This window comes from Streptomyces wedmorensis (assembly GCF_000716445.1).
Classification (GTDB): Bacteria; Actinomycetota; Actinomycetes; order Streptomycetales; family Streptomycetaceae; genus Streptomyces; species Streptomyces wedmorensis.
Genome location: NZ_JNWK01000015.1, coordinates 86,429 through 112,228, shown reverse-complemented (window position 1 = coordinate 112,228; position 25,800 = coordinate 86,429). Strand labels below are relative to the sequence as shown.

At 70.3% G+C, this 25,800-nt stretch carries 23 protein-coding genes and 1 riboswitch; of the genes, 7 read left to right on the top strand and 16 right to left on the bottom strand.

Features of this window, described 5'->3' with window-relative positions; genetic code table 11:
• Positions 1-18: 18 nt before the first annotated feature.
• Together OO54_RS14675 and OO54_RS14670 are read left to right on the top strand one after the other, a co-directional pair.
• A complete protein-coding gene (locus OO54_RS14675) occupies positions 19-1,815 on the top strand; it encodes an AMP-dependent synthetase/ligase (RefSeq protein WP_033203308.1) in 1,797 nt (598 codons plus the stop codon).
• A gap of 116 nt (positions 1,816-1,931) precedes the next feature.
• On the top strand, positions 1,932-2,468 hold the full coding sequence (locus OO54_RS14670) for a hypothetical protein (protein ID WP_063738285.1): 537 nt from the start codon (positions 1,932-1,934) through the stop codon (positions 2,466-2,468).
• Here OO54_RS14670 and OO54_RS14665 read toward each other — a convergent pair.
• Positions 2,452-3,594 carry a glycosyltransferase family 4 protein gene (locus tag OO54_RS14665; RefSeq protein ID WP_033203307.1) on the bottom strand — a complete coding sequence of 381 codons (1,143 nt, stop codon included), beginning with the start codon at positions 3,592-3,594 and terminating at the stop codon, positions 2,452-2,454. The genes OO54_RS14670 and OO54_RS14665 overlap by 17 nt on opposite strands.
• 90 nt (positions 3,595-3,684) lie before the next feature.
• Between OO54_RS14665 and OO54_RS14660 the strand changes: the two genes are divergently transcribed.
• Together OO54_RS14660 and OO54_RS14655 are read left to right on the top strand one after the other, a co-directional pair.
• Positions 3,685-4,959 carry a glycosyltransferase 87 family protein gene (locus tag OO54_RS14660; RefSeq protein ID WP_033203306.1) on the top strand — a complete coding sequence of 425 codons (1,275 nt, stop codon included), beginning with the start codon at positions 3,685-3,687 and terminating at the stop codon, positions 4,957-4,959.
• 54 nt (positions 4,960-5,013) lie between these two features.
• Positions 5,014-6,477: a DUF2079 domain-containing protein gene (locus OO54_RS14655; RefSeq protein WP_051786952.1), complete on the top strand. Its 1,464-nt coding sequence runs from the start codon at positions 5,014-5,016 to the stop codon at positions 6,475-6,477.
• 32 nt (positions 6,478-6,509) lie between these two features.
• Here the strand turns inward: OO54_RS14655 and OO54_RS14650 are convergent, their stop codons facing one another.
• The 5 genes from OO54_RS14650 to OO54_RS14630 all read right to left on the bottom strand — a co-directional run bounded on the left by OO54_RS14650 (position 6,510) and on the right by OO54_RS14630 (position 11,938).
• Positions 6,510-7,739: a lipoprotein gene (locus tag OO54_RS14650; protein ID WP_033203305.1), complete on the bottom strand. Its 1,230-nt coding sequence runs from the start codon at positions 7,737-7,739 to the stop codon at positions 6,510-6,512.
• A 48-nt stretch (positions 7,740-7,787) separates the two neighbouring features.
• Positions 7,788-8,813 carry a C40 family peptidase gene (locus tag OO54_RS14645; protein WP_033203304.1) on the bottom strand — a complete coding sequence of 342 codons (1,026 nt, stop codon included), beginning with the start codon at positions 8,811-8,813 and terminating at the stop codon, positions 7,788-7,790.
• A gap of 195 nt (positions 8,814-9,008) precedes the next feature.
• Positions 9,009-10,040: a C40 family peptidase gene (locus OO54_RS14640; protein WP_033203360.1), complete on the bottom strand. Its 1,032-nt coding sequence runs from the start codon at positions 10,038-10,040 to the stop codon at positions 9,009-9,011.
• A gap of 257 nt (positions 10,041-10,297) precedes the next feature.
• Positions 10,298-11,662, bottom strand: coding sequence for an NYN domain-containing protein (locus OO54_RS14635; RefSeq protein WP_033203303.1), 1,365 nt, complete (start codon positions 11,660-11,662; stop codon positions 10,298-10,300).
• Positions 11,663-11,695: 33 nt separating this feature from the next.
• Complete coding sequence (locus OO54_RS14630; RefSeq protein ID WP_017238847.1) at positions 11,696-11,938, bottom strand: hypothetical protein; 243 nt, start codon at positions 11,936-11,938, stop codon at positions 11,696-11,698.
• A gap of 158 nt (positions 11,939-12,096) precedes the next feature.
• On the opposite strand from OO54_RS14630, the gene OO54_RS14625 reads away from it, so the two are divergent.
• Entirely contained in the window at positions 12,097-12,831 is a 735-nt protein-coding gene (locus tag OO54_RS14625; protein ID WP_033203302.1) for a rhomboid family intramembrane serine protease, read from the top strand.
• Positions 12,828-13,109 (top strand): Lrp/AsnC family transcriptional regulator, encoded by a 282-nt coding sequence (locus tag OO54_RS14620; RefSeq protein ID WP_017238849.1) that lies wholly within the window; start codon positions 12,828-12,830, stop codon positions 13,107-13,109. Before OO54_RS14625 ends, OO54_RS14620 begins: the two co-directional genes overlap by 4 nt.
• Before the next feature lie 72 nt (positions 13,110-13,181).
• Here the strand turns inward: OO54_RS14620 and OO54_RS14615 are convergent, their stop codons facing one another.
• The 6 genes from OO54_RS14615 to ctaE all read right to left on the bottom strand — a co-directional run bounded on the left by OO54_RS14615 (position 13,182) and on the right by ctaE (position 20,384).
• On the bottom strand, positions 13,182-14,582 hold the full coding sequence (locus OO54_RS14615) for an aminotransferase class V-fold PLP-dependent enzyme (protein ID WP_017238850.1): 1,401 nt from the start codon (positions 14,580-14,582) through the stop codon (positions 13,182-13,184).
• A 227-nt stretch (positions 14,583-14,809) separates the two neighbouring features.
• Positions 14,810-14,926: riboswitch (SAM riboswitch) on the bottom strand.
• A gap of 89 nt (positions 14,927-15,015) precedes the next feature.
• Positions 15,016-16,080 (bottom strand): anthranilate phosphoribosyltransferase, encoded by a 1,065-nt coding sequence (gene trpD, locus OO54_RS14610; protein WP_033203301.1) that lies wholly within the window; start codon positions 16,078-16,080, stop codon positions 15,016-15,018.
• Between the two features lie 130 nt (positions 16,081-16,210).
• The gene (gene qcrB, locus OO54_RS14605) at positions 16,211-17,833 is read right to left on the bottom strand and encodes a cytochrome bc1 complex cytochrome b subunit (protein WP_033203300.1); all 1,623 of its coding nucleotides are present in this window, start codon (positions 17,831-17,833) and stop codon (positions 16,211-16,213) included.
• Positions 17,830-18,882 (bottom strand): cytochrome bc1 complex Rieske iron-sulfur subunit, encoded by a 1,053-nt coding sequence (gene qcrA / locus OO54_RS14600; RefSeq protein ID WP_033203299.1) that lies wholly within the window; start codon positions 18,880-18,882, stop codon positions 17,830-17,832. The genes qcrB and qcrA overlap by 4 nt, the downstream gene beginning before the upstream one ends.
• Positions 18,879-19,688, bottom strand: coding sequence for a cytochrome bc1 complex diheme cytochrome c subunit (qcrC, locus tag OO54_RS14595; protein ID WP_033203298.1), 810 nt, complete (start codon positions 19,686-19,688; stop codon positions 18,879-18,881). The genes qcrA and qcrC overlap by 4 nt, the downstream gene beginning before the upstream one ends.
• A 75-nt stretch (positions 19,689-19,763) precedes the next feature.
• Positions 19,764-20,384 (bottom strand): aa3-type cytochrome oxidase subunit III, encoded by a 621-nt coding sequence (gene ctaE, locus OO54_RS14590; protein ID WP_033203297.1) that lies wholly within the window; start codon positions 20,382-20,384, stop codon positions 19,764-19,766.
• A gap of 202 nt (positions 20,385-20,586) precedes the next feature.
• Between ctaE and OO54_RS14585 the strand changes: the two genes are divergently transcribed.
• Positions 20,587-20,988 (top strand): DNA-binding transcriptional response regulator, encoded by a 402-nt coding sequence (locus tag OO54_RS14585; RefSeq protein ID WP_017238855.1) that lies wholly within the window; start codon positions 20,587-20,589, stop codon positions 20,986-20,988.
• A gap of 5 nt (positions 20,989-20,993) precedes the next feature.
• On the opposite strand, the gene OO54_RS14580 is transcribed toward OO54_RS14585, so the two are convergent.
• The 4 genes from OO54_RS14580 to ctaC form a co-directional block, all read right to left on the bottom strand.
• A complete protein-coding gene (locus OO54_RS14580; RefSeq protein ID WP_033203296.1) occupies positions 20,994-22,247 on the bottom strand; it encodes a L,D-transpeptidase in 1,254 nt (417 codons plus the stop codon).
• Between the two features lie 122 nt (positions 22,248-22,369).
• On the bottom strand, positions 22,370-22,768 hold the full coding sequence (locus OO54_RS14575; protein WP_033203295.1) for a cytochrome c oxidase subunit 4: 399 nt from the start codon (positions 22,766-22,768) through the stop codon (positions 22,370-22,372).
• The gene (gene ctaD / locus OO54_RS14570) at positions 22,765-24,501 is read right to left on the bottom strand and encodes an aa3-type cytochrome oxidase subunit I (protein WP_033203294.1); all 1,737 of its coding nucleotides are present in this window, start codon (positions 24,499-24,501) and stop codon (positions 22,765-22,767) included. The genes OO54_RS14575 and ctaD overlap by 4 nt, the downstream gene beginning before the upstream one ends.
• Positions 24,498-25,463 carry an aa3-type cytochrome oxidase subunit II gene (ctaC, locus tag OO54_RS14565; protein ID WP_033203293.1) on the bottom strand — a complete coding sequence of 322 codons (966 nt, stop codon included), beginning with the start codon at positions 25,461-25,463 and terminating at the stop codon, positions 24,498-24,500. The genes ctaD and ctaC overlap by 4 nt, the downstream gene beginning before the upstream one ends.
• Positions 25,464-25,800 lie beyond the last annotated feature (337 nt).

Below are 25,800 nucleotides of genomic sequence, written 5' to 3'. Positions count from 1 at the left end.
CGATGAGGAGCAGCAGTCTTGCGCGAGTTCAGCCTTCCGGCCCTGTACGAGGTCCCCGCGGACGGCAACCTGACGGATCTCATCCGCCGCAACGCCTCCCAGCACCCAGACGTCGCCGTCATGGGGCGCAAGGTCGACGGCGTCTGGACCGACGTCACCGCCACCCAGTTCCTCGCGGAGGTCCGCGGCGCCGCCAAGGGCCTGATCGCCGCCGGCGTGGAGCCGGGCGACCGGGTCGCGCTGCTCTCCCGCACGCGCTACGAGTGGGTCCTCCTCGACTTCGCGATCTGGAGCGCGGGCGCGGTCACCGTGCCGGTGTACGAGACGAGCTCGCCGGAGCAGATCCAGTGGATCCTCGGCGACTCGGGCGCGACCCTGGCGCTCGTCGAGAGCGCGGCGCACCAGGCGTCGGTGGAGTCCGTACGGGAGCACCTTCCGGAGCTCAAGGACGTCTGGCAGATCGAGGACGACGCGGTCGCGCGGCTGACGGCGACCGGCGCGGACGTCTCCGACGAGCTGCTCGACGCGCGCATGTCGGCGGCGAACGCCGACGACCCGGCGACGATCGTCTACACCTCGGGCACGACGGGCCGCCCCAAGGGCTGCGTCCTGTCCCACCGGGCCTTCTTCGCCGAGTGCGGCAACATCGTGGAGCGGCTCAAGCCCCTCTTCCGTACGGGCGAGTGCTCGGTGCTGCTGTTCCTGCCGGCCGCGCACGTCTTCGGGCGGCTCGTCGAGGTCGCGTCCGTGATGGCGCCGATCCGCCTCGGCTGCGTACCGGACATCAAGAACCTGACCGACGAGCTGGCCTCGTTCCGGCCGACGCTGATCCTGGGCGTGCCGCGGGTCTTCGAGAAGGTCTACAACTCGGCGCGGGCGAAGGCCCAGGCCGACGGCAAGGGCAAGATCTTCGACAAGGCCGCGCACACGGCGATCGCGTACAGCCGGGCGATCGGCACCCCGCAGGGCCCGTCCTTCGGCCTCAAGCTGAAGCACAAGGTCTTCGACAAGCTGGTCTTCAGCAAGCTGCGGGCGGTGCTCGGCGGGCGCGGCGAGTACGCCATCTCGGGCGGCGCGCCGCTCGGCGAGCGGCTCGGCCACTTCTTCCGGGGCATCGGCTTCACGGTCCTGGAGGGCTACGGCCTGACGGAGTCGTGCGCGGCGACCGCGTTCAACCCGTGGGACCGGCAGAAGATCGGCACGGTCGGTCAGCCGCTGCCGGGCTCGGTGGTGCGGATCGCCGACGACGGCGAGGTGCTGCTGCACGGCGAGCACATCTTCACGCGGTACTGGAACAACGAGACGGCGACGGCCGAGGCGCTCGCGGACGGCTGGTTCCACACCGGCGACATCGGCACGCTGGACGAGGACGGCTACCTCGCGATCACCGGCCGCAAGAAGGAGATCCTGGTGACGGCGGGCGGCAAGAACGTCGCTCCGGCGGTCATCGAGGACCGGATCCGGGCGCACGCGCTGGTCGCGGAGTGCATGGTGGTCGGCGACGGGCGTCCGTTCGTGGGCGCGCTGGTCACCATCGACGAGGAGTTCCTCGGCCGGTGGGCCGCGGACCACGGCAAGCCGGCCGGTTCGACGGCGGCCTCGCTCCGCGAGGACGCGGAGCTCGTGGCGGAGGTCCAGCGGGCGATCGACGACGGCAACGCGGCGGTCTCCAAGGCCGAGTCGGTCCGCAAGTTCCGTATCCTCCCTGCCCAGTTCACCGAGGAGGCGGGTCACATCACGCCGTCGCTGAAGCTGAAGCGGAACGTGGTGGCGAAGGACTTCGCGGACGAGATCGAGGCGATCTACCAGGGCTGAGGCCCGCAGGCGGACCATACGGCCGGAGGCCCGGGGCGACATCACTCCGGGCCTCCGGCCGTTTCCGCACCCTGCCCGGCACCCAGACTTGAACGCGTTCAACTCCAGGTGGCAGGATGCGTACCGTGAAGACCACGAGGGGAAACGCGCTCCGCGGGCTCCGCCGGTACGGGGCGGTGGCGGCCCTGCTGGCCGCCCTGACCGGCTGCCTCGCCGGACCGGCCCAGTACTACGAGGGCACGGACGTCCACGACGCCACAGCGGCCGAGGTCGCCGGGACGTGGAAGTCCACCGAGGGCACCGCGATGACGCTGCGCCCGGACGGCACGGCGACCGTCACCCGGCTCGACGGCGGGGACTTCGACTTCGACGAGGGCTGGCGGCTCTCCGGCACCGGCACCTGGTCCCTCGCCGACGACGCGAACGGCCAGGACGTGCGCCTGGAACTCACCACCCGCACGAAGGTCGACAAGCGCGCCGACGCGACGACGCCCCCGCCGGACGGCGGGGACGCCCCCACGACCTACAGCTGGCGCTTCTTCGTGGACCGCGACGAGCAGCGCAGGCTCGTCCTGTTCTTCTTCTTCGGCGACCCCGACGCCGGCAGCACCTACGTCCTGACGCGCGAACCGTCCGCTACAGCAGCTCCCTGAGCCGCTCCGCCAGCAGGTCCCAGCGCCACTTCTCCTCGACCCAGGCCCGCCCCCGCTCCCCCATGCGCGCGCGCAGCTCGGGGTCGAGGAGCAGGGTGGTGACGCGGTCGGCGGTGTCCTCCGGGGCGTCCCCGCGCACGACCCAGCCGGTCTCGCCGTCGAGGACGGCGTCCGGGGCGCCGCCGGAATCGCCGGCGACGACCGGCAGGCCGGTGGCGGAGGCCTCCAGATAGACGATGCCGAGGCCCTCGACGTCGAGGCCGCCGCGCCGGGTCCGGCAGGGCATGGCGAAGACGTCGCCCGCCCCGTAGTGGGCGGGGAGTTCCGACCAGGGGACGGCGCCGGTGAAGCGTACGGAACCGGCCACGCCGGTCTCGGCGGCGAGACGGCGCAGGTCCTTCTCGTACGGGCCGCCGCCGACGATCAGGAGGACCGCGTCCGGGACCCGTCGGAGGATCCGGGGCATCGCCCTGATCAAGGTGTCCTGACCCTTGCGCGGGACGAGCCGGGAGACGCAGACGACGACGGGACGGTCGCTGAGTCCGAGGCGGGCGCGGACCTCCACGCCGCCCGAACCGGGATGGAAGGTCTTCTCGTCCACACCCGGCGGCAGCTGGACCATCCGGTCGGCGGCGGCGGGCGTGAGGGCTCCCGCGATCCGGGAGCGGGTGTACTCGCCGAGGTAGGTGATCGTGTCCGTGCCCTCGCCGATGCGGCGCAGCAGCTGCCGGGAGGCGGGGAGCTGGGCCCATCCCGCCTCATGGCCGTGGGTGGTGGCGACCAGTCGCCGTGCGCCCGCCCGGCGGAGCGCGGGGGCCATCAGACCGAGCGGCGCGGCCGCGCCGAACCACACGGACGTGCAGCCGTGCTCGCGGAGCAGCGCGGTGGCGCGGGCGGTGACCCGGGGGGTCGGCAGCAGCATGGTGGTGCGATCCCGGACGACCGTGAAAGGCTGCTCGGCGTCGAACGCGGCCGTCGCCTCGATCCCTTCGCGGCTGCGCTTCCAGGTGGAGGCGTAGACCACGACCCGGTCGGGATCCAGGCGGAGCGCCATGTTGTGCAGGAACGCCTGGATTCCGCCGGGACGCGGCGGGAAGTCGTTGGTTACGATCAGGGTCTTGTGCATCGTGGCCGACAGTACCGCGAGCGCACCCCCCGCCCGGCACCCACCACTTCCTCCCGCGAGCGAGCCGACAGGACAGGAGCCAGGACGGTCATGACGGGCTCGGCGGGCAAGGACCGGATACGGCTGCGGCTGCCGCTCGTCCTCTGGGGCCTCACCCGGATCGTCCTGCTGCTGTGCGCCTTCGACGTCGTCTCGGTCCCCGGCCCGGAGACGACGCGCGAGGTCGAGGAGATCTACCGGGGCTGGTTCGAGGTCCTGAGGTCCGGTACGTATCCCCTGGAGGACTCGACCTGGCAGTATCCGCCGGGCGCCGCCCTCGCGATCCTCGCGCCCGCGCTGCTGCCGTTCCTCGACTACGCGACCGCCTTCTTCGTCCTGGCGTTCCTGTGCGACGCCTTCGTCTTCGGGCTCCTGGTGCGCACCGGCCGCCGTCCGGGCCGGTCGATGCGGGGCGCCTGGCTGTGGCTGGCGGCGGTGCCCCTGCTCGGCCCGACCGCGTACGCCCGCTACGACATCATGGTGGCGGCCGTCGCCGCCGCGGCCCTGCTGGCGGCCGTCCGCAGCCCGCGCACGCTCGGTGTGCTCGCCGGCTTCGGCGCGGTGCTCAAGGTGTGGCCGGCGCTGCTGCTCGCGGGCACCCCGAAGGGGCCGGTCACCTGGCGCTCCTGGCCGGTGGCGGCGGGCGCCGGATGCGCGGCCCTGCTGCTGTGCGCGGCGTGGATGCCGGGCTCGCTGGCCTTCCTCTCCTATCAGGGCGAGCGGGGCACGGAGGTCGAGTCCCTGGGCGCGATGGTGTTCCACCTGGCCCGGAACTTCGGCTGGGACGGCGAGGCGCGGATGAACTACGGATCGATGGAGTTCATCGGCCCGTACGTCCCGTGGGTGTCGGCCGGCGCGATGGGGATGACGGTCGCCGCCTTCGGCTGGCTGGCGGTGTGGCGGTTCAAGGCCCGCCGGTTCGTCTCCTCGACGATGGCGGACGCGGCCTTCGTGGCGGTGCTGCTCTTCACCGTGACGAGCCGGGTGATCTCGCCGCAGTACATGATCTGGCTGGTCGGGCTCGCCGCGGTCTGCCTCGCCTACCGGTCGAGCAGGATGCGGCGCCCCGCCCATCTGGTGCTGTGGGCGACGGCCGTGACGCAGTTCGAGTACCCCGTCTGGTTCTGGCACGTGACCGAGAGCGATCCCCTGGGCATCGCGGTCCTGTTCCTGCGCAACGGCCTGCTCGTGGCCGCCGCGTTCGCCGCCTGCCGCACCCTGTGGCGGCACACGGTGACGGAGGCCGGAGTGGTGCGGATCCCCGTCCCGGCGGACCTGCCGGAACGGGAGAAGGTGCTGACCGGTTCGGCCCGGTCCCACGGATAGGCGCCGGTGCTACCCTGATGGACCTTTGCCTCCCTGTTAGGTTCTCCTGCTGACATGAACAACCCGAACCTCTCGGTCGACACGCTTCAGCGGCGCACCTCGACAGGGGGTACCGAGGAGGCCGCAGGGATATCCGCGGAAGTCGCGGCAGGGAAGTTCCGGAAGTCCCCTTACCTGATTGCCGGCGCCTTCTTCACGGTCTATCTGCTGCTGTCGGCGCGACGCCACGCGGCCAACCTCTCGACCGGCTACGACCTGGGGATCTTCACGCAGATCGTGAAGTCCTACTCGGAGCTCTCCGCTCCGTATTCGCCTCTCAAGGGGCCCGACTACAACACGCTCGGGGATCATTTCCATCCGGTCCTCGCGCTGCTCGCGCCGGCCTACAGGGCATTTCCCTCCAGCTATACGCTGCTGGTCTGCCAGGCGGCCCTGGTCGCCTTCTCCGTCATTCCCCTGATGAAGTGGGCGCACGACGTCCGGGGCCGGAAATTCGCCTACTGGGTCGGGGTGTCGTACGGGGCTTCCTGGGGACTCGCCAAGCTGATCTCCTTCGACTTCCACGAAGTCGCCGTCGCCGTGCCGCTGTTGTCGCTCTCCCTCTGCGCCGCCGGACGGCAGCGATGGCGGGCGGCCCTCCTGTGGTCGCTTCCCCTGGTGCTGGTCAAGGAGGACCTCGGTCTCACGGTCGCCGCGATCGGCGCCTACGCGGCCTGGAAGGGACCACGGGTCGCGGGGCTCGCCGTCGCCGCCTTCGGGGCCGCCGCGACGGCCCTGGAAATGCTGGTGATCCTGCCGTACTTCAACCCCGTCGGGAAGTTCGCCTACTGGCCGGCCCCGACGCCCGAGGAGACGGGCCTGCTGATGCAGGCCGCCGAGGCCTTCTGGCCTCCGGTCAAGTGGCTCACGGTCCTCATGATCGTCGCGCCCACCGGATTCCTCGCCCTCCGCTCGCCGATCGTGCTGATCGCGCTTCCGACCCTGGCATGGCGCTTCACCTCGCCGAACCCCTTCCACTGGGGAACGGATTTCCACTACAGCGCGGTGCTCATGCCCATCGCCTTCGCCGCCGTCGTCCACACCGTGGCCTCGGGCCGCGTGACCGCGCGCCGGCTCGTGCCCGCCTGTGTCGTCGGAGCGGTGGTCACGGGCGTCACCTTCTTCACCCACCCGCTGCACGAGCTCGTACTCCCGCGGACGTGGGCCGAGTCCGCCCACGTCAGGACGGCGGACGAGCTGCTCGCGAAGATCCCCGACGGCGCGACCGTGGCCGCCTCGAACCAGCTCGCCGCGCAGCTCGTCGACCGCGCCACCGTCAGCGAGATCTGTCTGTTCCCGCGGTCGTTCCCCCCGTCCGATCCGCCCCAGTGGCTGATCTACGACGACAAGGACATGACCGACCCCGACTGCGCGGCCGGCAAGGCGATGGAAGCGGCCACACCGGACGTTCCCGGCTACCGCCTGGCCGACCGGCAGGACGGGATCTCCCTCTTCACCAGGGTCACGGACGAGGGCTGAGCGGTGTCCGACCCTGATCGGCCGGACAGGCCCTAAGCGGTGTCCGCGCCGCCGAGCCGGTCCGTCAGATAGGCGCGCCAGTCGGCGGTGAACCGTTCCGGCGTCGTGTCCAGCACGTCGTGGAGGGCCTTCTCCACCGCGCCCTCGCGGCCCGGGTGGGCGCCCACGGCACGGTAGAACGCGGTCAGCTTCCCGGCGCCCCAGCGCTCGGCGATCAGCTCGCAGGCGAGCCAGCCGCCCTCGTAGGCCCGCGCGAGGGCGTCCGCGTCGCCGCCGAAGGCGAAGTCGGCGTCGTCCGGCAGCCGGGCGGGCAGCTCGCCCGCGCGGACCGCACGGCGGAGTTCGGGCGCGGCCTGGGCGGGGGTTCGGCCGGTGCCCCGGTAGGCGACCCAGTCGGCGAGGCCTTCGGAGAGCCAGACGGGAGTGGCCTTGGTGGTCTGGACGCGGGTGGCGACATGGGTGGTCTCGTGGGTGAGGACCAGCTGCCGGCCGAAGGCGCCGAGCACCGCGTACGCGTCCGGGTTGACGATCACCCGGTCCGCGGGCGCCAGTGGGCCGCCGCCCGTCTCGCCGGTCGTGACGGCCGCGATGCCCCGGTAGTCGGCGGCCGACCCGCCGAGGAGCCGGCCCATCGCATCGACGGACGCGGGCACGAGGACCACGATCCGGCCCGCCCAGCTCCCGCCCCAGGCGTCGCCGACCGCGGGCACCGCGCGGTCCGCCGCCGCCGCGATCTCCCGCAGCCGCTCCGCGCTCTGCCCCACGCCGAGGACGAGGCTGCGGCGGCCGGTCACCGTCTCCACCTCGCCCTGCTGCCACAGCTGCTGCGGCGCGCCCTCGGCGCCGCGGTCACCGGTGACGTACCAGCGGCCGTCGCGTTCGACGAGGTCCAGGATCCGCTCGCTGGTGGCGGGCCCGGAGTCGTACCCCTTGATCCGGTACCCCAGCTCGACCTCGGCGGTCGCCCGGTTCCCGCCGGTCCGGTCGACGTCGGTGACCCGGTAGTCCAGGCCGCCGAGCGGGATCTTCGCGAGCCGGTCGAACTCGGTGCGGGCCGCCGGTGCGAGCGCGGGGTCGACGGCCGCGAGGTAGCCGGCCTCGTCCCGGTCGAGCAGCGCCCGCGCGTGCCGGTCGAGCAGGCTCTGGATCTCCCGGGGCGACGGGTCGGCCGGCTCGGGCGCCGTGCACCCGGCGAGGGCCAGCAGGGACGCCGCCGCACACGCGACCGCGCCGCGCGCCGCTCTGCTTCCCTGACCTGCCACGCCCCCGATCGTACGGTCGAAACGGCGGGCCCCGCGTCCGGCCGGGTGTCAGACCCGGGTCACCGTCACGTGGGACATCATGTTCACCGGGTCGTAGCGGACCCGTGCGCCCGGGTAGGGCGCGTGGATGACCTGCCCGTTGCCCGCGTAGATCGCGACGTGGCTGGCGTCGCCCCGGTAGGTGACCAGGTCCCCGGGCTGTGCCTGGGACAGCGGCACCTGGCGGCCCGCGTACCGCTGCGCCGACGAGGTGCGCGGCAGGCTGATGCCGGCCTGGCGGTACGACCAGACCATCAGGCCCGAGCAGTCGAAGGCGGAGGGGCCGGTCGCCCCCCACACGTACGGCTTGCCGATGGCGCTGCGGGCGGCGATCACCGCGGCGGCGGCCCGCGAGGAGGCCGGGCCGAGGTCGGCGAGGGGCGGCAGTTCCTCGGCGGGCCCTCCGGCCCGTCCCCCGGTACGGGAGGCGCGGTCGTAGTCGGCGCGCTCCTCCGCGGTGAGGGAGGCGAGCAACCGGCGGGCCTCGGCGAGCTTGCGCTCGACGGCGAGCTTGTGGCGGGCGACCTCGGCGCGGCTGCGTTCCAGTTCGCCGAGGGCCGTGCGGGCTTCGGACCGCTTCTGGTTCAGCCGGCGCTGCTCACGCTGGAGTTCGCCGAGCGCGGCGCCCTGGCGGGCGGTGACCCGGTCGAGGGCGGAGGCGCGGTCGAGGTAGCTGTCCGGGTCGGACGAGAGCAGCAGGGCGAGGGCGGGGTCCATGCCGCCGGAGCGGTACTGGGCCCCGGCGACCGAGCCGAGCGCGCCCCGCATGCGGTTGATGCGCTCCTGGCCGCGGGCGAGGCCGTCCCGGACCTCGGCGACCGTGCGGCGCAGCGCGTCCGTCTTCTCGTCCGCGCGGTTGTAGCCCTCGGTGGCCTTCTCGGCCTCCTCGAAGAGGCGGTCGACCGTGGCACGGGTGGCCGCGGGTCCCGCTCCGGGGTCGGCGCTCGCGGGGACGGCCCCGAGGGACGCCGCCGCGGTGGCCGCCGCGGCGGCGGTGAGGACGGTGACCCTGACGGGTCGGCGGTGGGACGCCACTAATCGCGCTCCGTTCGGCTCGACGCAGACTGGCGCGGCAGACAGTAGCCGCTGATCACTCCGCGTCCAACGAAGGCGCCGGGCACACAAAGTGACGCCCCGCCGGAGAACACAGGTCACCGGCGGGGCGTCAGGTCAGCGTGCGTGGTGGCGAAACCACCCGATTGGGCGGCATGCCGGCGCGGGTCGTGTCCGTCAGATGCGGACGCCGAACTGGAAGGTGCCCATGTAGCTCATGGACTCGTAGCGGACCACGGCGCCCGGCTTGGGAGCGTGCAGGATCGTGTTGTTGCCCGCGTACAGAGCCACGTGCGACAGGCTGTTGAAGAAGACCAGGTCGCCCGGCTTGAGCTGGCTGCGGCCGATCTTCACGCCGTCGTTCTGCTGGGTGTAGGTGGTGCGGGTGAGGTCGACGCCGGCCTGACCGTAGGCCCACATGGTCAGACCGGAGCAGTCGTACGCGTTGGGGCCCTCGGCACCGGAGACGTACGGCTTGCCGAGCTGGGTGGCGGCGGCGGCGAGGGCGGCGGCGCCACGCTGTGAGGCCGGGACCTCGTTGCCCAGGTTGACCCGCTCGCCCGCGTCGCGGCTGGCCCGCTGCTCCTGCTCCTGCATCTTGGCCCGCTCGGCCGCGGTGAGCGTGTTGAGGAGCTTCTGCGCCTCGGCCAGCTTGGCCTGGAACTTCTTCTTCTTCTCGCCAAGGGTCTTGCGGACGTCCTCGAGGTCGGCGAGCTTCGTGGTGGCCTCGGCCCGCTGCTGGGCGAGCGTGCGCTGCTTGGCCTGGATCGAGGTGAGCACGTCGGCCTGCTGGGCGCTCAACTGGTCGATCGCGGACGCCTTGTCGAGGTAGGTGTCCGGGTCGGCGGAGAGGAAGAGCTGGAGCGCCGGGTCGATGCCGCCGGAGCGGTACTGGGCGCTGGCGACCGAACCGATCTGGTCGCGCAGGGTGTTGAGCTCCTGCTGGCCGCGGGCGACCTTGTCCTGGAGGTTGCCGATCTCCGTCTGCAGCTTGCCGCGCCGCTCCTCGGCGAGGCTGTACTGCTCCGTGGCCTCCTCGGCCTCGTGGTGCAGCTTGTCGACCTTCGACTTGACCTCGTCGATCTTGGGCTTCGCGGGGGCCGCCTGGGCTCCGGACTGGGCGGTGAACGCCACGGCGGCGGCGGCGGTGACGGTGAGCACGGTCACACGGGCGCGGCTCGGCTGCTTGGGTCGACGGTGGGACGCCACGAAGGCGATCTCCTTCTTCCTCAGAGCCGCCCAACCGGTCAGGGGCAGGCGGTTCCTCCGCCGCCACCCCGGATGGGTGATCAACCGCGCGAAGGTTCGATGCCCGACCCTAGTGACCAAGCTGTGATCAGTTCAAATCCCACCGGCAAAAATATTGCTCACGCAGCACTTTGTTTACACGTACCGCACCGGCAGTGATGGCGACTTGACGGTCCGCCATCCATAATTCAGGCAAAGCGCCCATGGGTTGTGATGTGTCACGAGAGACGCGAAAGCCGCTTCAGCAACAAGACGGACGCCACCGGCCGCGCACCCGCCTTCGCCACCCCGTCGGCCACCTCGCGGTCGGTGGAGACCACCACGACCGGCCGCCCCGGCGGCTCGGCCCGCACCAGCTGTCGGATCAACTCGTCGGCCGTGACACCGGGCTTGGAGAACAGCACCCGCACCCCGCGCGGCGGCGCCAGGAGCACCGGTGCCGCCAGCTCCGCCCCGTCGAAGACACAGGTGACCTCGGCGCCCGAACGGGCCGCGAGGGCCGAGAGACCGCCGAGCAGCCGCAGCCGCTGCTTCTCCAACGGCATGGTCGGGTAACCGGTCTTGGTGACGTTGTAGCCGTCGACCACCAGATGCGCCTGCGGCAGCGCGAGGAGCTGGTCGAGCAACGCCGGATCGGTCTCGGAGAGGGCCCGCGCCGCGATGTCCTTCGGGGACATCCGCCCCGGCTCCACCGCGTCCACGGTGTCCGCGGGGTGCACCGACACGGGCGGCAGCGCGAGTTCGCGGCGCAGACCCTGGGCCGCGTCGAGGACGGTGTCCAGGAGCAGCCGCAGCCGCATGTCCTCCACCGAGCGCCCCTCACGGGCCGTCCGGCGGCTCGCCTCCAGGGCCGCCTCGACCTCACCGAGCCGCGCCTTGAGCCGGCGGGCCTCGCTCTCGGCGGACGACAGCTGGGCCGCCCCCTCCGCGCGCACGACGTCGATCTCGCCCTGGGCGCGCCGCAGCGCGGCCTCGCCGCGCTTCACGTCGCTCTGGGCGCTGCGCAGCTTGCGGTGAAGCGATTCCGCTTCCTTGCGGGCCGCCTCCAGGTCCTGCCGCAGCTGCTCGGTCTCGCTCCGGGAGCGGTCGCGGGCGGCGGCAAGCTCCTCGCGGAGCCGCTCCAGCTCCCGCCGGCCGGCCTCGTCGGCGCGCTCGGCGTCGACGCGCTGGGCCTCCTCGCCCGCCGCGGCCACGAGCTTGACCCAGCCGGGCGGGCGCAGCACGTAGGCGGCGGCGGCCACGTCGACGGGGTCGGCGGCGGCGGGCGGGGTGCCGGTCTCCACCGCACCGGCCAGCTCGGGCTGGCCCTGCTTGAACCGCTCGCCGATCCGCTGCCGGAAGAGCGGGTCGCTCTCCAGGGCGGCCGCCATCGCGTTGCCGGCGAACTTGGCCCGCCGGCTGGCGGTGAAGCGGGCGTACTGCCGCAGGGGTGCGGGGAGCTCCGCGACGGTCAGTCCGCCGAAGGCGTCCGCGACCAGCGCGACGACCCGCCGCCGTACGCCTTCCGGCAGTGGGTGGTCGAGCGTCTCGGCAGCGTCACCTGCCGCGCCGGCCGGCTCTCCACCGTGCGCGGGCTGCTCCACGATCCGTCACCCCTATGTCGTCCGCGCCGTCCCTCAGGAGGCGGCGCCCGGCCTGTCCACCAGTTCGATCTGGTCCACCGCGTTGCACCAGCGGCAGCGGACCGACTCGATGGTCTCACTGACCACCTGTCGCTCCTCGACCGTCGGATCGCCCGCGAGGTCCAGATGGACGTACTCGACGACCTTCGAGGAGCGCGTCACGTCGAAGCGGGTCAGGTTGCCGCAGAGGGTGCAGCGCCAGCGGGTCTCGGCGGTCGGCAGGGGAACCGTCGTCATCGTGCCGTCCTTCTTCCTGTTGCGTGGTACCAGGTGCGGGAGCCGCGGTGCGCCGTCGAACTGCGGTCGTCGTGCCCGTAACCCTACGGCCTTGCCGGTACCCCGGGGCACGGCGAGGCACTCTGTCCTCATCGGCCCCGGTACGCGATGATCTGTCCATGATCGACTGGCGAGGAGCGGCCCGCGGCGCCTGGCAGGGCACGCGCAAGGGGCCCACGGTGACCTACGGACTGATCGCCGCCTGCTGCCTCCTCTTCGTCGTCAGTCCCGTCTCCGGAGTCAATCCGGTGTACGGCACCGGGGACGCGCTCCTGGCCGCGCAGGGGGAGCACTTCCGCCGCTGGGGCGTCGTCCCCGTCGAGCTGATGAGCGGCGAGCCGCATGCCCTGCTCACCCCGCTCACCGCGCTCTTCGTCCACGGCAGCTGGCTCCACCTGCTCGGGAACATGCTGTTCCTGTACGTCTTCGGGGCGATGGCCGAGGAGCGCATGGGCCCGGCCGGCTTCGCCCTCTTCTACCTGTCCACCGGCTACCTGGCGCTCCTCGGGTACGCGGTGGCGCACGCGGACAGCGAGCAGACCCTCGTGGGGGCGTCGGGCGCGATCTCCGCGGTGCTCGGGGCCTTCCTCTTCCTGTTCCCGCGCGCCCGGGTCACCAGCCTCTTCCCCTTCCTCCTCTTCCTGCCGCTGCGCTTTCCCGCCTGGATCGTGCTGATCTTCTGGTTCGTGCTCCAGTGGCTGGCCGCGCGCGCGGCCGGACCGGGTCCGGGGGTCGCCTACCTGGCCCATGTCGTGGGCTTCTCGGTCGGCTTCCTCTACGCCTGGGGGTGCTACCGGGGTGGGGATAGAGTGAAGGCTCCAGCCGCGGCGACCGAGGGAGAAAGCCAGCCGTGATCACCGCGATCGTGCTCATCAAGACCAGCGTGGACCGCATCCCCGAGATCGCCGAGTCGATCGCCGCGCTCGACAGCGTCAGCGAGGTCTTCTCGGTGACCGGCACGTACGACCTCATCGCCATGGTCCGGGTGCCCCGCCACGACGACCTGGCGGACGTGATCCCCGGCCGCATCAGCAAGATCCCGGGCGTCGAGGCCACCGACACCCACGTGGCGTTCCGCACGTACTCCCAGCACGACCTGGAGGCGGCCTTCGCCATCGGTCTGGAGTCCTGAGACCCGGGACCGCGAGACGCGTGAAGGGGGCCTCCCGACAGGGAGGCCCCCTTCACCCGTACGAGTGACCGGTCAGCCGCGGTCCGGGACGCAGCGGCCGTCCTCCGTGCGGTACTTCCACTGCGCGCCGTCCCGGACGAGCTCCTTCACGGCGCCGACGAACCGCTCCACGTGCTCGTCCGGCGTACCGGCGCCGAAGCTCACCCGGATGGCGTTCAGGGAGCGCTCGCCGGGCGCGGCCTCGGGGGCGCCGCACTCGCCCGGGTCCTGCGGGTCGCTGCCGAGCAGGGTGCGGACCAGCGGGTGGGCGCAGAAGAGGCCGTCGCGGACACCGATGCCGTACTCGGCGGACAGCGCGGCGGCGAAGTGGGAGCTGTTCCAGCCCTCCACCACGAAGGAGATCACGCCGACCCGGGGCGCGTCGTCGCCGAAGAGCGAGAGCACGCGCACCTCGGGCACCTCGGCGAGGCCCGCGCGGACCGTGTCGATCAGGTGCTGCTCGCGGGCGACGAGGGAGTCGAAGCCGGCCTCGGTGAGCGCCTTGCAGGCGGAGGCGATCGAGTAGACGCCGATGACGTTCGGCGAACCGGCCTCGTGCCGGGCCGCGGTGGTGTGCCACTCCACGTCCACACCACCGTCGGCCCGACGGGCCACCTTGCGGGAGGCGCCGCCGCCCGCGAGGTAGGGCTCGGAGTCCTGAAGCCAGTCGGCGCGGCCGGCGAGGACGCCGGAGCCGAAGGGCGCGTACAGCTTGTGCCCGGAGAAGGCGACCCAGTCCACGTCCAACTCCCTTACGGAGACCGGGTGGTGGGGCGCGAGCTGGGCGGCGTCGAGCACGATCCTGGCGCCGTGGGCGTGCGCGGCGGCGGCGAGCTCCTTCACCGGCCACAGCTCGCCGGTGACGTTGGATGCGCCGGTGACGCAGACCAGCGCGGGGCCGTAGGGCTCGCGGTCGGCGAGGGCCCGCTCCAGGGTGGCGACGGCCTGCTCCGGGGTGCGCGGCGCGTTGAGGTAGGTGACGCGGGCGTCGCGCCAGGGCAGCAGCGAGGCGTGGTGCTCGGTCTCGAAGACGAAGACCTCGCAGCCGGCCGGGATCGTGGCGGCCAGCAGGTTGAGCGAGTCGGTGGTGGAGCGGGTGAAGACGACCTGGTCGCCGGGGCGGCAGTCGAGGAACTCGGCGACGGTGACGCGGCTGTTCTCGAAGAGGTCGGTGGAGAGCTGGGAGAGGTAGCCGGCGCCGCGGTGGACGCTGCCGTAGTAGGGGGCGTACGCGGCGACGTCGTCCCAGACCCGCTGCAGGGCCGGGGCGCTGGCCGCGTAGTCGAGCGCCGCGTAGGTCACCTCGCCGCCGGTGACGAGCGGGACGGTGACGTCCCGGCCGAGGACGGGCAGCGGGGCGGCGCAGCAGGGGTCGGCGGACTCGGCGACGGCGGTCTCGACGGTGGTGGTGGCGGCGTTCGGGCGTGCGGACATGGCGGAATCTCCCGGCGGGCGGTGCGGAATGGCTTCGGTGAATCCCGTACGCGGCCGGATGCGGCGGGGTACGGGTGATGCCTCGGAGACGACGGGGGCGTACGCCGGTACACGGGTACGCGGAAGTGACCCTGTTCCGAGGGTGAAGAAGGGGCGGAGTCGCCCTATCGCATTCGCTTGCTCACGGAAAAAGCTCCTCGAGAGACCAGGACCCCTGGTGTTCGAGGGGTCCGCGCTTGCCGTAGACCTCGCTGCCTACGGCCTGGTCATCACCCGGGGCACCCCGCCACGGACGGAGGGTTGCCGGACAGCAAGCCGGGGCCTAAACGCTGTCACTCGTGACCTGGAAAGCATCCTGCCACATGATCGCCGATGCGCAAGACCCCGGTCCGCATGATGGACCGGGGCCGTACGGGCGAAGGGGGCAGGGGGGTCAGGCGTTGCTGGCGGCGATCCACCGCTCCAGGCTCCGGCGGGCCGCGCCGGAGTCGATCGACTCGGCCGCCTTCGCGATGCCCGCGGACAGCTGCTCCGCCAGGCCGCCCGTGCCGGGCTCCAGGGCGGTCAGCGCCGCCGCCGCGTTGAGCAGCACCGCGTCCCGGACCGGCCCCGTCTCCCCCGCGAGCAGCCGCCGTGCCACGTCGGCGTTGTACGAGGCGTCCGCGCCCCGCAGCGCCTCCAGGGGGACGAAGTCGATGCCGACGTCCCGCGGGTCGAAGCGCTCCTCGGTGACGGCGCCGTCCCTGACCACCCAGACGCGGGAGGTGCCGGTGGTGGTCAGCTCGTCCAGGCCGTCGTCGCCGCGGAAGACCAGGGCCGAGTTGCCGCGGTCGGCGAGGACGCCGGCGACGATCGGCGCCATGCGCGGGTCGGCGACCCCGACGGCCTGGGCACGCACCTTGGCCGGGTTGGTCAGCGGGCCGAGCACGTTGAAGGTCGTCCGGATGCCCAGCTGGCCGCGCGCCGCGGCGACGTGCCGCAGCGACGGGTGGAACTTCACCGCGAAGCAGATCGTGATGCCGGCTTCCTCGGCGACCTCGGCGACCCGCCGCGGGGTGAGGTTCAGGTTGATGCCGAGCTTCTCCAGGACGTCGGAGGAGCCGGAGGCGGAGGACGCGGCGCGGTTGCCGTGCTTGACGACCTTCGTCCCGGTGCCGGCGACCACGATCGACGCCATCGTGGAGATGTTCACCGTCTTGGCGCCGTCGCCGCCGGTGCCGACGATGTCGACGGCCGGTCCCGGCACCTCGATCACGTTCGCGTGCGCGTACATGGTCCGTACGAGGCCGGCGATCTCCTGCACGGTCTCGCCCTTGGCCCGCAGCGCCACCATGAAGCCGGCGATCTGGGCGTCAGTCGCCTCGCCGCTCATGATCAGGTCCATCGCCCAGGCCGTGTCGTCGGCGGTGAGGTCCTTGCCGTCGAGCAGTCCGTTCAGCAGGACGGGCCAGGAGCGGCCCGCCGACGTAGGTCCTCCAGCGGGGGTCGCAGCGCTCATGGCAGCTCCTGGTGATCGTGACGGATACGGTCCCACCCTATCGAGCCGGAAGGACGGCAAAGAGCCCCGTCCATCGAATGGACGGGGCTCTTGCCGTGGCGACTCTCAGGAAGTCAGGAGGTCAAGGTGATCAGTGGTGGCCGTGGCCGCTCTGGATCTCCTTGTACTCCTCGACCGTCGGCTTGGCGATCTGGCTGTCGCCGCCGTAGTAGCCCTTGTTGAGCTTGACCCGGAGCTTCTCCATGGCGCCGACCTTGCGCTCCACGCCGTTCTCGTCGACGGCCGGCGGAAGCTCCGCGGCCTCGTACTGCTCGTGCGCGGTGAGGCGGTGCAGCTCGCCCTGGCTGAGCGGCTGGTGGACCTCGACGAACTCACCGTGCGGCAGGCGCTTGATGATGCCGGACTCGCGGCCGTGCAGCACCTTGTCCTTGTCGCGGCGCTGGAGGCCGAGGCAGATCCGCTTGGTGACGATGAACGCGATGACCGGACCGAGGAAGAAGAAGATCCGCACGAACCAGGTGATCGAGTTCAGCGACAGGTGGAAGTGGGTCGCCCAGAGGTCGTTTCCACCACCCACGAGCATGACCATGTACGCGGTGATCCAGGCGACACCGAAGGCGGTGCGCGTCGGAGCGTTGCGCGGGCGCTGCGCGATGTGGTGCTCGCGCTTGTCGCCGGTGATCCAGGACTCGATGAACGGGTAGACCGCGATCGCGGCCAGGACCGCCGGGAAGATCGCCAGCGGGATCATCACGCCCAGGACGAGCGTGTGGCCCCAGAGGTTGATCTCCCAGCCCGGCATGACACGGATCAGACCCTCGGCGAAGCCCATGTACCAGTCGGGCTGGGCGCCGGTGGACACCTGGTCCGGGCGGTACGGGCCGAGGGCCCAGATCGGGTTGATCGAGGCGATCGCGGAGATGACCGCGATGACACCGAAGACCAGGAAGAAGAAGCCTCCGGCCTTGGCCATGTAGACCGGCAGCAGCGGCATGCCCACGACGTTCTTGTTCGTGCGGCCGGGGCCCTCGAACTGCGTGTGCTTGTGGAAGAACACCAGGATGAGGTGGGCCACCACGAGGCCGAGCATGATGCCGGGCAGCAGCAGGATGTGGGCCGAGTAGAACCGGGCCACGAAGTCGCCGCCGGGGAACTCCCCGCCGAACAGGAACATCGACAGGTACGTGCCGATGACCGGCACGGACAGGATCGCGCCCTGCATGAAGCGGACACCGGTGCCGGAGAGCAGGTCGTCCGGGAGCGAGTAACCGGTGAAGCCGGTGAACATGCCCAGGAAGAACAGCAGGAAGCCGAACAGCCAGTTGATCTCACGCGGCTTGCGGAACGCGCCCGTGAAGAAGACGCGCATCATGTGCACGAACATGCCGGCGAGGAAGATCAGCGCCGCCCAGTGGTGGATCTGCCGGATGAGCAGACCACCGCGGACCTCGAACGAGATGTGCATCGTCGAGTTGAACGCCTCGGACATCAGCTGTCCCTGGAGCGGGACGTACGGTCCGACGTACTCCACCTCGTTCATCGACGGGTGGAAGAACATCGTCAGATAGACGCCCGTCAGGATGATGATGAGGAAGCTGTAGAGGCAGATCTCGCCCAGCATGAAGGACCAGTGGTCCGGGAAGATCTTCCGCATGTTGGCCTTGGCCAGCGTGTAGATCCCCAGGCGGCCGTCGGCCCAGTCGGCGACCCGCTCACCGGCGGGTGCTTTCTTGGTATCGGTCACGGTGCTCATCCGCGCTCCCAGAAGGCAGGGCCGACGGGCTCGTCGAAGTCGCCGAGCGCCTCCAGGAAGCCCTTGTCGTTCACGCCGATCCGCAGCTGCGGGAGGGCGTGACCGGCCGGGCCGAAGATGACGCGGGCGCCGTCGGAGAGGTCGAAGGTGGACTGGTGGCACGGGCAGAGGACGTGGTGCGTCTGCTGCTCGTACAGGGAGATCGGGCAGCCCACGTGGGTGCAGATCTTCGAGAAGGCGACGATGCCCTCGTGCGACCACTCGAGCTCGCGCTTGTCCTTGATGTCCTCCGGCTGGATCCGGACGATCATCAGGGCGGCCTTGGCGATCTCGACCTGGAAGTCGTGGTCGTGCTCCGAGAGGCCCTCGGGCATCGCGAAGGTCAGCGAACCGACGGCGACGTCCTCGGGACGCAGCGGCTCGTTGGTGTTCATGTTGATGAGCTGAAGACCCTTGGCCCACATGGTGGTCCGGAGCTTCTTCTCGGGCAGCGGGCCCATGTCACGCAGCAGCACGAGGCCGGAGAGCGGGACGAGCGACAGCGCACCGAACATCGTGTTGCGGATGAGCTTGCGACGGCCCATGCCCGACTCGGCGGCACCGGCCGCGAAGTCCGACATGACCTTCGCCTTGGTCTCGGCGTCGGCCGCGATCGGGTGACGCTCGTCCGCGATCTCGACGTCGGACATCAGGGTGCGGGCCCAGTGGACCGCGCCCGCGCCGATGAAGAAGAGCGCGAGACCGAGGGTCCAGCCCAGGGCGAAGTTGAGCGCGGACACCCGGCCGAAGGGCCAGATGTACACGATCTTGTCGACCGGGAAGATCACGTACGAGGCGATGAAGCCGATCGTGGCCAGCATCGACAGCGTGAACATGAACGCCACCGCGCGCTCGGACCGACGCGCGGCCCGCTCGTCGATGTCCTGGATGCGGGGCTTGTGGGGCGGGAGGCCCGGGTCGGCGAACGGGTCGTCGGCGACCTTCACCGCGCCGTGCGCGGTGTCCTGCCCTGCCGGCAGGTTCTCTTCTGGAATCTCTTGGCTACTCATGACTTCTTGGCCTTAGCGGTGTGGGCCGCGACCCAGATGGCAACTGCGATCAGCGCACCCAGACCGAAGACCCAGGCGAACAGGCCCTCGCTGACGGGGCCGAGGCCACCGAGCTTGAGGCCGCCCGGGTTGTCGGCCTCGTCGCTGTTGACGGCCTGGACGTACGCGATGATGTCCTTCTTCTCCTTCTCCGGCATGGTCGTGTCCGGGAAGGAGGGCATGTTCTGCGGGCCGGTCTGCATGGCCTCGTAGAGGTGCTTCGGGCTCACGCCTTCGAGGTTCGGGGCGTACTTGCCGTAGGTCAGCGCGCCACCCTCACCGGTGAAGTTGTGGCACTGGGCACAGTTGGTGCGGAACAGCTCGCCACCCTTGGCGATGTCGGCACCCTCAGGGCTGTACTGGCCCTCGGTCGGCGTGATCGGGCCGGCACCGAGAGAGGCGACGTACGCCGCGAGCTGATCGATCTCAGCCTGCGAGTAGATGACCTTCTTCTTCGGGACCTGGGCGCCCGGCTGCTGGGCCGGCATACGACCCGTGCCGACCTGGAAGTCGACGGCGGCCGAACCGACGCCGACGAGGGAGGGGCCGTCAGAGGTGCCCTGACCGCCGGTTCCGTGGCAGCTGGCGCAGCCGACGGAGTAGAGCTTCTTCCCCTCCTCGATGGCGAGGGACTGGGCGGTTTCATCGGCCTTCGCCGTGCCCGCGGGCGCGAACGCGGCGTACAACCCCCCAGTGGCCGCCAGCGCGAGAAGTAGGACGACGACCGCCGCCAGCGGATGGCGTCGTCGTGCGGAGAGCTTTTTCACGGATTACCCCGGTGTCAGGATCTTCTGCGTCGATGCTTGCTGGATGTCTCGGTCCGCCGGTGTCGGCGGCGCCGATTACTTGATCATGTAGATCGTGGCGAAGAGGCCGATCCAGACGACATCGACGAAGTGCCAGTAGTAGGACACGACGATGGCGGCGGTTGCCTGCTCGTGAGTGAACCTCTTGGCGGCGTACGTCCGGCCGAGGACCAGCAGGAAGGCGATGAGACCGCCCGTCACGTGCAGGCCGTGGAAGCCGGTGGTCAGGTAGAACACGGAGCCGTACGGGTCGGACGAGAGCGAGAGGCCCTCGTGCTTGACCAGCTCGGTGTACTCGAAGACCTGGCCGCCGATGAAGATCGCACCCATCACGAACGTGATGATGAACCACGTCCGGAGCTTCTTCACGTCGCCCCGCTCGGCGGCGAACACGCCGAGCTGACAGGTGAGGGAGGAAAGCACCAGGATCGTGGTGTTGGTCGCCGAGAACGGGAAGTTCAAGGCCGAGGCCTGTTCCTCCCAGAACTCGGCACCCATCACCGATCGCAGGGTGAAGTACATCGCGAAGAGGGCCGCGAAGAACATCAGCTCGGAGCTCAACCAGATGATGGTTCCGACGCTGGTGAGGTTCGGTCGATTGACCGACGGGTGCGCGTGCCCTGTTTCTACTGTCGTTACTGTCGCCACGACCGACATTATGTCGGTCGCTTATCCCGCCCTCACTCCGGGGGGTGCCGTTCGGAGTGTCCGGGGTGCGTGTCCAGCCCGAACGGCCCAGTGGAAGGGCCCCGGAGCACCCTTCGAACAGGTGTTGAACGGGTGTTGACGGGGTGTGGAGCGGAGTAGCATCCGGCGCATCGATCGACGACCATCCCACGGACTTCCACGCGGAGGAACGATGCAGTCGAGTGCCACGGTCCTGCTCTACAGCGACGACGCGAACACCCGCGAGCAGGTACGCCTCGCGGCCGGGCGCAGGCCGGCGGCCGACGTTCCCCCGGTCGAGTTCGTGGAGTGCGCGACGCTCCCGGCGGTGCTCAAGCGCCTGGAGGAGGGCGGCATCGACGTGTGCGTCCTGGACGGCGAGGCGGTGCCCGCGGGCGGCATGGGCGTCTGCCGGCAGATCAAGGACGAGGTCTTCCGCTGCCCGCCGGTGCTGCTGCTGATCGGGCGCCCGCAGGACGCCTGGCTGGCCACCTGGAGCCGCGCGGACGCCGCGGTGACCCTTCCGGTGGAACCGGTGGAGTTCGCGGCGTCCCTGGCGTCCCTGCTGCGCTCGCGCCTGTCGATCGACGCGTGAGCCGGTCAGATCGACGGGCGTAGGCGGGCCTTCTCGGTGGGGGCGACCGGGCTTCCGGCGGCCTCCACCAGGGCGCTGCCCTCGCGCCACTTGTCCCAGGACAGGTTCCAGTCGCCGAAGCCGTTGCCGAAGGTGTCCATCGTCTCGCCGATGCTGTTGACGACGCGGACGATGTCGCCGGGGCGGACGGTCTCGTAGAACCAGGCCGCGTTCCCGGTCGACATGCCGACACAGCCGTGGCTGACGTTCGCCACGCCCTGCGAGCCGACCGACCAGGGCGCGGCGTGGACGTACTCGCCGCTCCAGGTGACCCGGGTGGCGTAGTAGACCGGCAGGTCGTACGACTCCGAGCTGCCCTCGGCTATGCCGATGCTCGTGCCGCGCATGCGGACGTAGTACTCCTTGCCGAGGATGACCTTGACACCGTTTCGGGTGGAGAATCCCGGTTTGCCGGTGGTCACCGGAATGGTGTTGATCACTTCTCCGTTGCGCTTCACCGTCATGTAGTGGGACCCGGCGTCGGCGATGGCCTCTATGCGGTCGCCGATGGTGAGCTTCAGGGGCTTGGAGGCGCCGCCGTAGAGCTTGTCGCCGACCTTCAGGCCGTCCAGGTTGCCGGTGACCGTGACGAGGGCGCCGGCGGGCCAGTACTCCTTCGGGCGGAAGTGCAGCTTCTTGTCGTCCACCCAGTACCAGGCGCCCTCCACGGCGGGCGTGGAGCGGACCTTGAGGGCCCGTTCGACGACCGCGCGGGCCTTCGGGTCCTTGACGGGGAGGCTGAGGTCGGCGGTTATCGGCTGGCCGACTCCGTAGGTGCCCGCCTGCGGCCCGAAGGTCGCGGTGAGGCCCCGTTTGGCCGGAGCCGTCTCGAAGGTGAACGTACGGGCGCCTGGAGCGCCGTCACCGTCCTCCGTGGCCACCCGGACGGTGTAGCGGGCGCCGGCCGCGAGGGCGACCGTGGAGCGCCAGCGCTGCCCGTCCGCGGTGAGTTCGCCCGCGAGGTGGCGTCCTGAGGCGTCGGTGGCCGTGACGTCGGTGATCCGGCCGTCGTCACCCTTGGCGGTGATCTCCAGGGGCTTCTCGGGGTCCGCCTTGGCTCCGTCGGCGGGGGCGTTGACCGCGAGCTGGTCCGCCGCGTCGTACGCCTTCGCGGACAGCGGATGGCCGTCGGAGCCCGCACACGCGGTGGCGGCCGCGGTGACGGTGACGACCAGAAGAGTGCAGCTCAGAAAGGTCCGAATGCGCGGCGTGTCGTTCATGACTTCACGCTAAGGACATTCCTCACGACCAGCGCGCCGAGTGCTGCAAAAGAGGGGCCCGGACACTTCGGTGACGAAGTGTCCGGGCCCCTCGGTGTGCTCCGGTGCGGAGCGGGGTACTGCTACTGGTTCTGGTTCTCGCCGCGGTAGAACTCGAAGACCCAGCCGAACAGGCCGACGAGGATCAGCGGGGCGGAGAAGTACAGGATCCACCAGCCCATCGCGATGGCGAGGAAGGCGAGCGCGCCGCCGACCGCCAGCGAGAGCGGCTGCCAGCTGTGGGGGGCGAAGAAGCCCACCTCGCCGGCCTCGTCCGCGACGTCCGCCTCCTTGTCGTCCTGCGCCATCGCGTCGACACGCCTGGCCGTGAAGGCCAGGTAGTAGCCGATCATGATGGACAGGCCGAAGGCCAGGAAGAGCGCCGTCGTGCCGACCGGCTCCTTGGACCAGACGCCGTAGAGGATCGCCATGGCAAGGATGAAGACGCTCAGCCAGATGAACATCTTGCCCTGGATCTTCACTTGCCGGCCTCCTTGCTGCCCGTGAGGGCCGCGGCCTCGTGCGGCTTGTTCTCGAGCTGGTCGACAGCTGCGATCTCAGGGTGGTGCAGGTCGAACGCCGGGGATTCCGAACGGATCCGCGGCAGGGTGAGGAAGTTGTGCCGCGGCGGCGGGCAGGAGGTCGCCCACTCGAGCGAACGGCCGTAGCCCCACGGGTCGTCGACCTCGATCTTCTTGCCGTACTTGGCGGTCTTCCAGACGTTGTAGAGGAACGGCAGGATCGACAGACCGAGCAGGAAGGAGGAGATCGTCGAGATCGTGTTCAGCGCGGTGAAGCCGTCGGCGTCGAGGTAGTCCGCGTAACGACGCGGCATGCCCTCGGCACCGAGCCAGTGCTGCACCAGGAAGGTGCCGTGGAAGCCGACGAACAGCGTCCAGAACGTCATCTTGCCGAGCCGCTCGTCCAGCATCTTGCCCGTGAACTTCGGCCACCAGAAGTGGAACCCGGCGAACATCGCGAAGACCACGGTGCCGAAGACGACGTAGTGGAAGTGCGCGACGACGAAGTACGAGTCGGAGACGTGGAAGTCCATCGGCGGCGAGGCCAGGATGACGCCGGTCAGACCACCGAAGGTGAAGGTGATCAGGAAGCCGATCGTCCAGAGCATCGGTGTCTCGAAGGACAACGAGCCCTTCCACATCGTTCCGATCCAGTTGAAGAACTTCACACCGGTCGGTACGGCGATGAGGAACGTCATGAAGGAGAAGAACGGCAGGAGCACGCCGCCCGTGACGTACATGTGGTGCGCCCACACCGTCACGGACAGACCGGCGATCGCGATGGTCGCGGCCACCAGACCGATGTAGCCGAACATCGGCTTGCGGCTGAAGACCGGGATGACCTCGGAGACGATGCCGAAGAAGGGCAAGGCGATGATGTACACCTCTGGGTGTCCGAAGAACCAGAAGAGGTGTTGCCACAGCAGGGCGCCGCCGTTGGCCGCGTCGAAGACGTGGGCACCGAACTTGCGGTCCGCCTCCAGGGCGAACAGCGCGGCCGCCAGCACCGGGAAGGCGAGCAGGACCAGGACACCGGTCAGCAGCACGTTCCAGGTGAAGATCGGCATGCGGAACATCGTCATGCCGGGGGCGCGCATGCAGATGATCGTGGTGATGAAGTTGACCGAGCCGAGGATCGTGCCGAAGCCGGAGAAGGCCAGACCCATGATCCAGAGGTCGGCGCCGACACCCGGCGAGCGGACTGCGTCCGACAGCGGGGAGTAGGCGAACCAGCCGAAGTCGGCCGCACCCTGCGGGGTGAGGAAGCCACCGACCGCCATGATCGAGCCGAAGAGGTACAGCCAGTAGGCGAACATGTTCAGCCGCGGGAACGCCACGTCGGGCGCGCCGATCTGCAGCGGCATGATCCAGTTCGCGAATCCGGCGAACAGCGGCGTCGCGAACATCAGCAGCATGATCGTGCCGTGCATCGTGAACGCCTGGTTGAACTGCTCGTTCGACATGATCTGCGTACCCGGACGGGCCAGCTCGGCGCGCATGAAGAGCGCCATGAGTCCGCCGATGCAGAAGAAGACGAACGACGTGACCAGGTAGAGCGTGCCGATCGTCTTGTGGTCGGTGGTGGTCAGCCACTTGATCACGACGTTGCCGGGCTGCTTGCGCCGTACGGGCAGCTCGTTCTCGTACGAGTCCTCAGCTGCGGCGGCACCCTGGGTTTCGTTGTGGATGCTCACAGTTGGTTCTTCTCCGCATTCCTGGCCGGGTCCGTCTGCTCGATGCCAGACGGGATGTAGCCGGTCTGCCCCTTCTCGGCCAGCTCCTTCAGGTGCTGCTGGTAGCGCTCCGGGGAGACCACCTTGACGTTGAAGAGCATCCGGGAGTGGTCGACACCGCACAGCTCGGCGCACTTGCCGAGGAAGGTGCCCTCCTGGTTCGGGGTCACCTCGAAGGCGTTGGTGTGCCCCGGGATGACGTCCTGCTTGAACAGGAAGGGGACCACCCAGAAGGAGTGGATGACATCACGGGAGGTCAGGACGAACCGGACCTTCTCGCCCTTCGGCAGCCACAGGGTCGGGCCCGGGTTGCCGGTCTGCGGGTTCCGGTCGCCGGGGATACCGGCGTCGTAGACACCGCCGGCGTTGGCCGGGAAGTCGTCCTGGAACTTGTCCGGGATGGCGTCGAGGTTCGGGGCCGTCTGCGCGTCACCCGTCACACCCGGCACGTTCTCGATGTAGTTGAAGCCCCAGCTCCACTGATAGCCGACCACGTTGATGGTGTGGGCCGGCTTGTCGGCGAGCGAAAGGAGCTTCGACTCGTCGCGCGCGGTGAAGTAGAAGAGGACCGACACGATGATGAGTGGCGTCACCGTGTACAGCGCCTCGATGGGCATGTTGTACCGCGTCTGCGGGGGTACCTCTACCTTGGTGCGGCTGCGCCGGTGGAAGATGACGGACCACAGGATCAGCCCCCACACCAGGACGCCCGTGACGAGCGCAGCCGCCCACGAGCCCTGCCAGAGGGAGAGGATCGTAGGTGCCTCTTCCGTGACCGGAGTGGGCATACCCAGGCGGGGGAAGTCTTCCCAGTTGTACGAGCAGCCGGTGGCTGTCGCCAGGATCAGGCCCGCAGTCAGCACCTGCGGCAGCTTCCGCCGCATCGGGCGCCGCGACGAGCGGTCGGAGCCGTTGGGACTCACGTAGCGCCTTCCCGAGAGTCTCGGCCCGCGTTGGTCGGCCACGGCCGTCCGTCTCGCTGGTCGGTCGCCGCCCCGGCCGCGGGCAGGGGTTTGGATGTTTATGCGGACCAAACCCTACTGGACGCTATTTGGGGTCGCGCGGGGAGGGTGCCCAACGCGCCGTCCGGGCCCCCGAAGGGGTGGACTCCAGCCTTCCGCAGGTGTGTCGCACACCTCCGTTCGGCCGTCTGCCGACGCCCCGGACACCACTCCTGACGGGGGCTCACGCGGGGCGGAGGCCCGTGCGCGGTAGGCGAAGGCCGCGGGTGGGGGGTCGAGGGGGCGGTTGCGCCCTGTG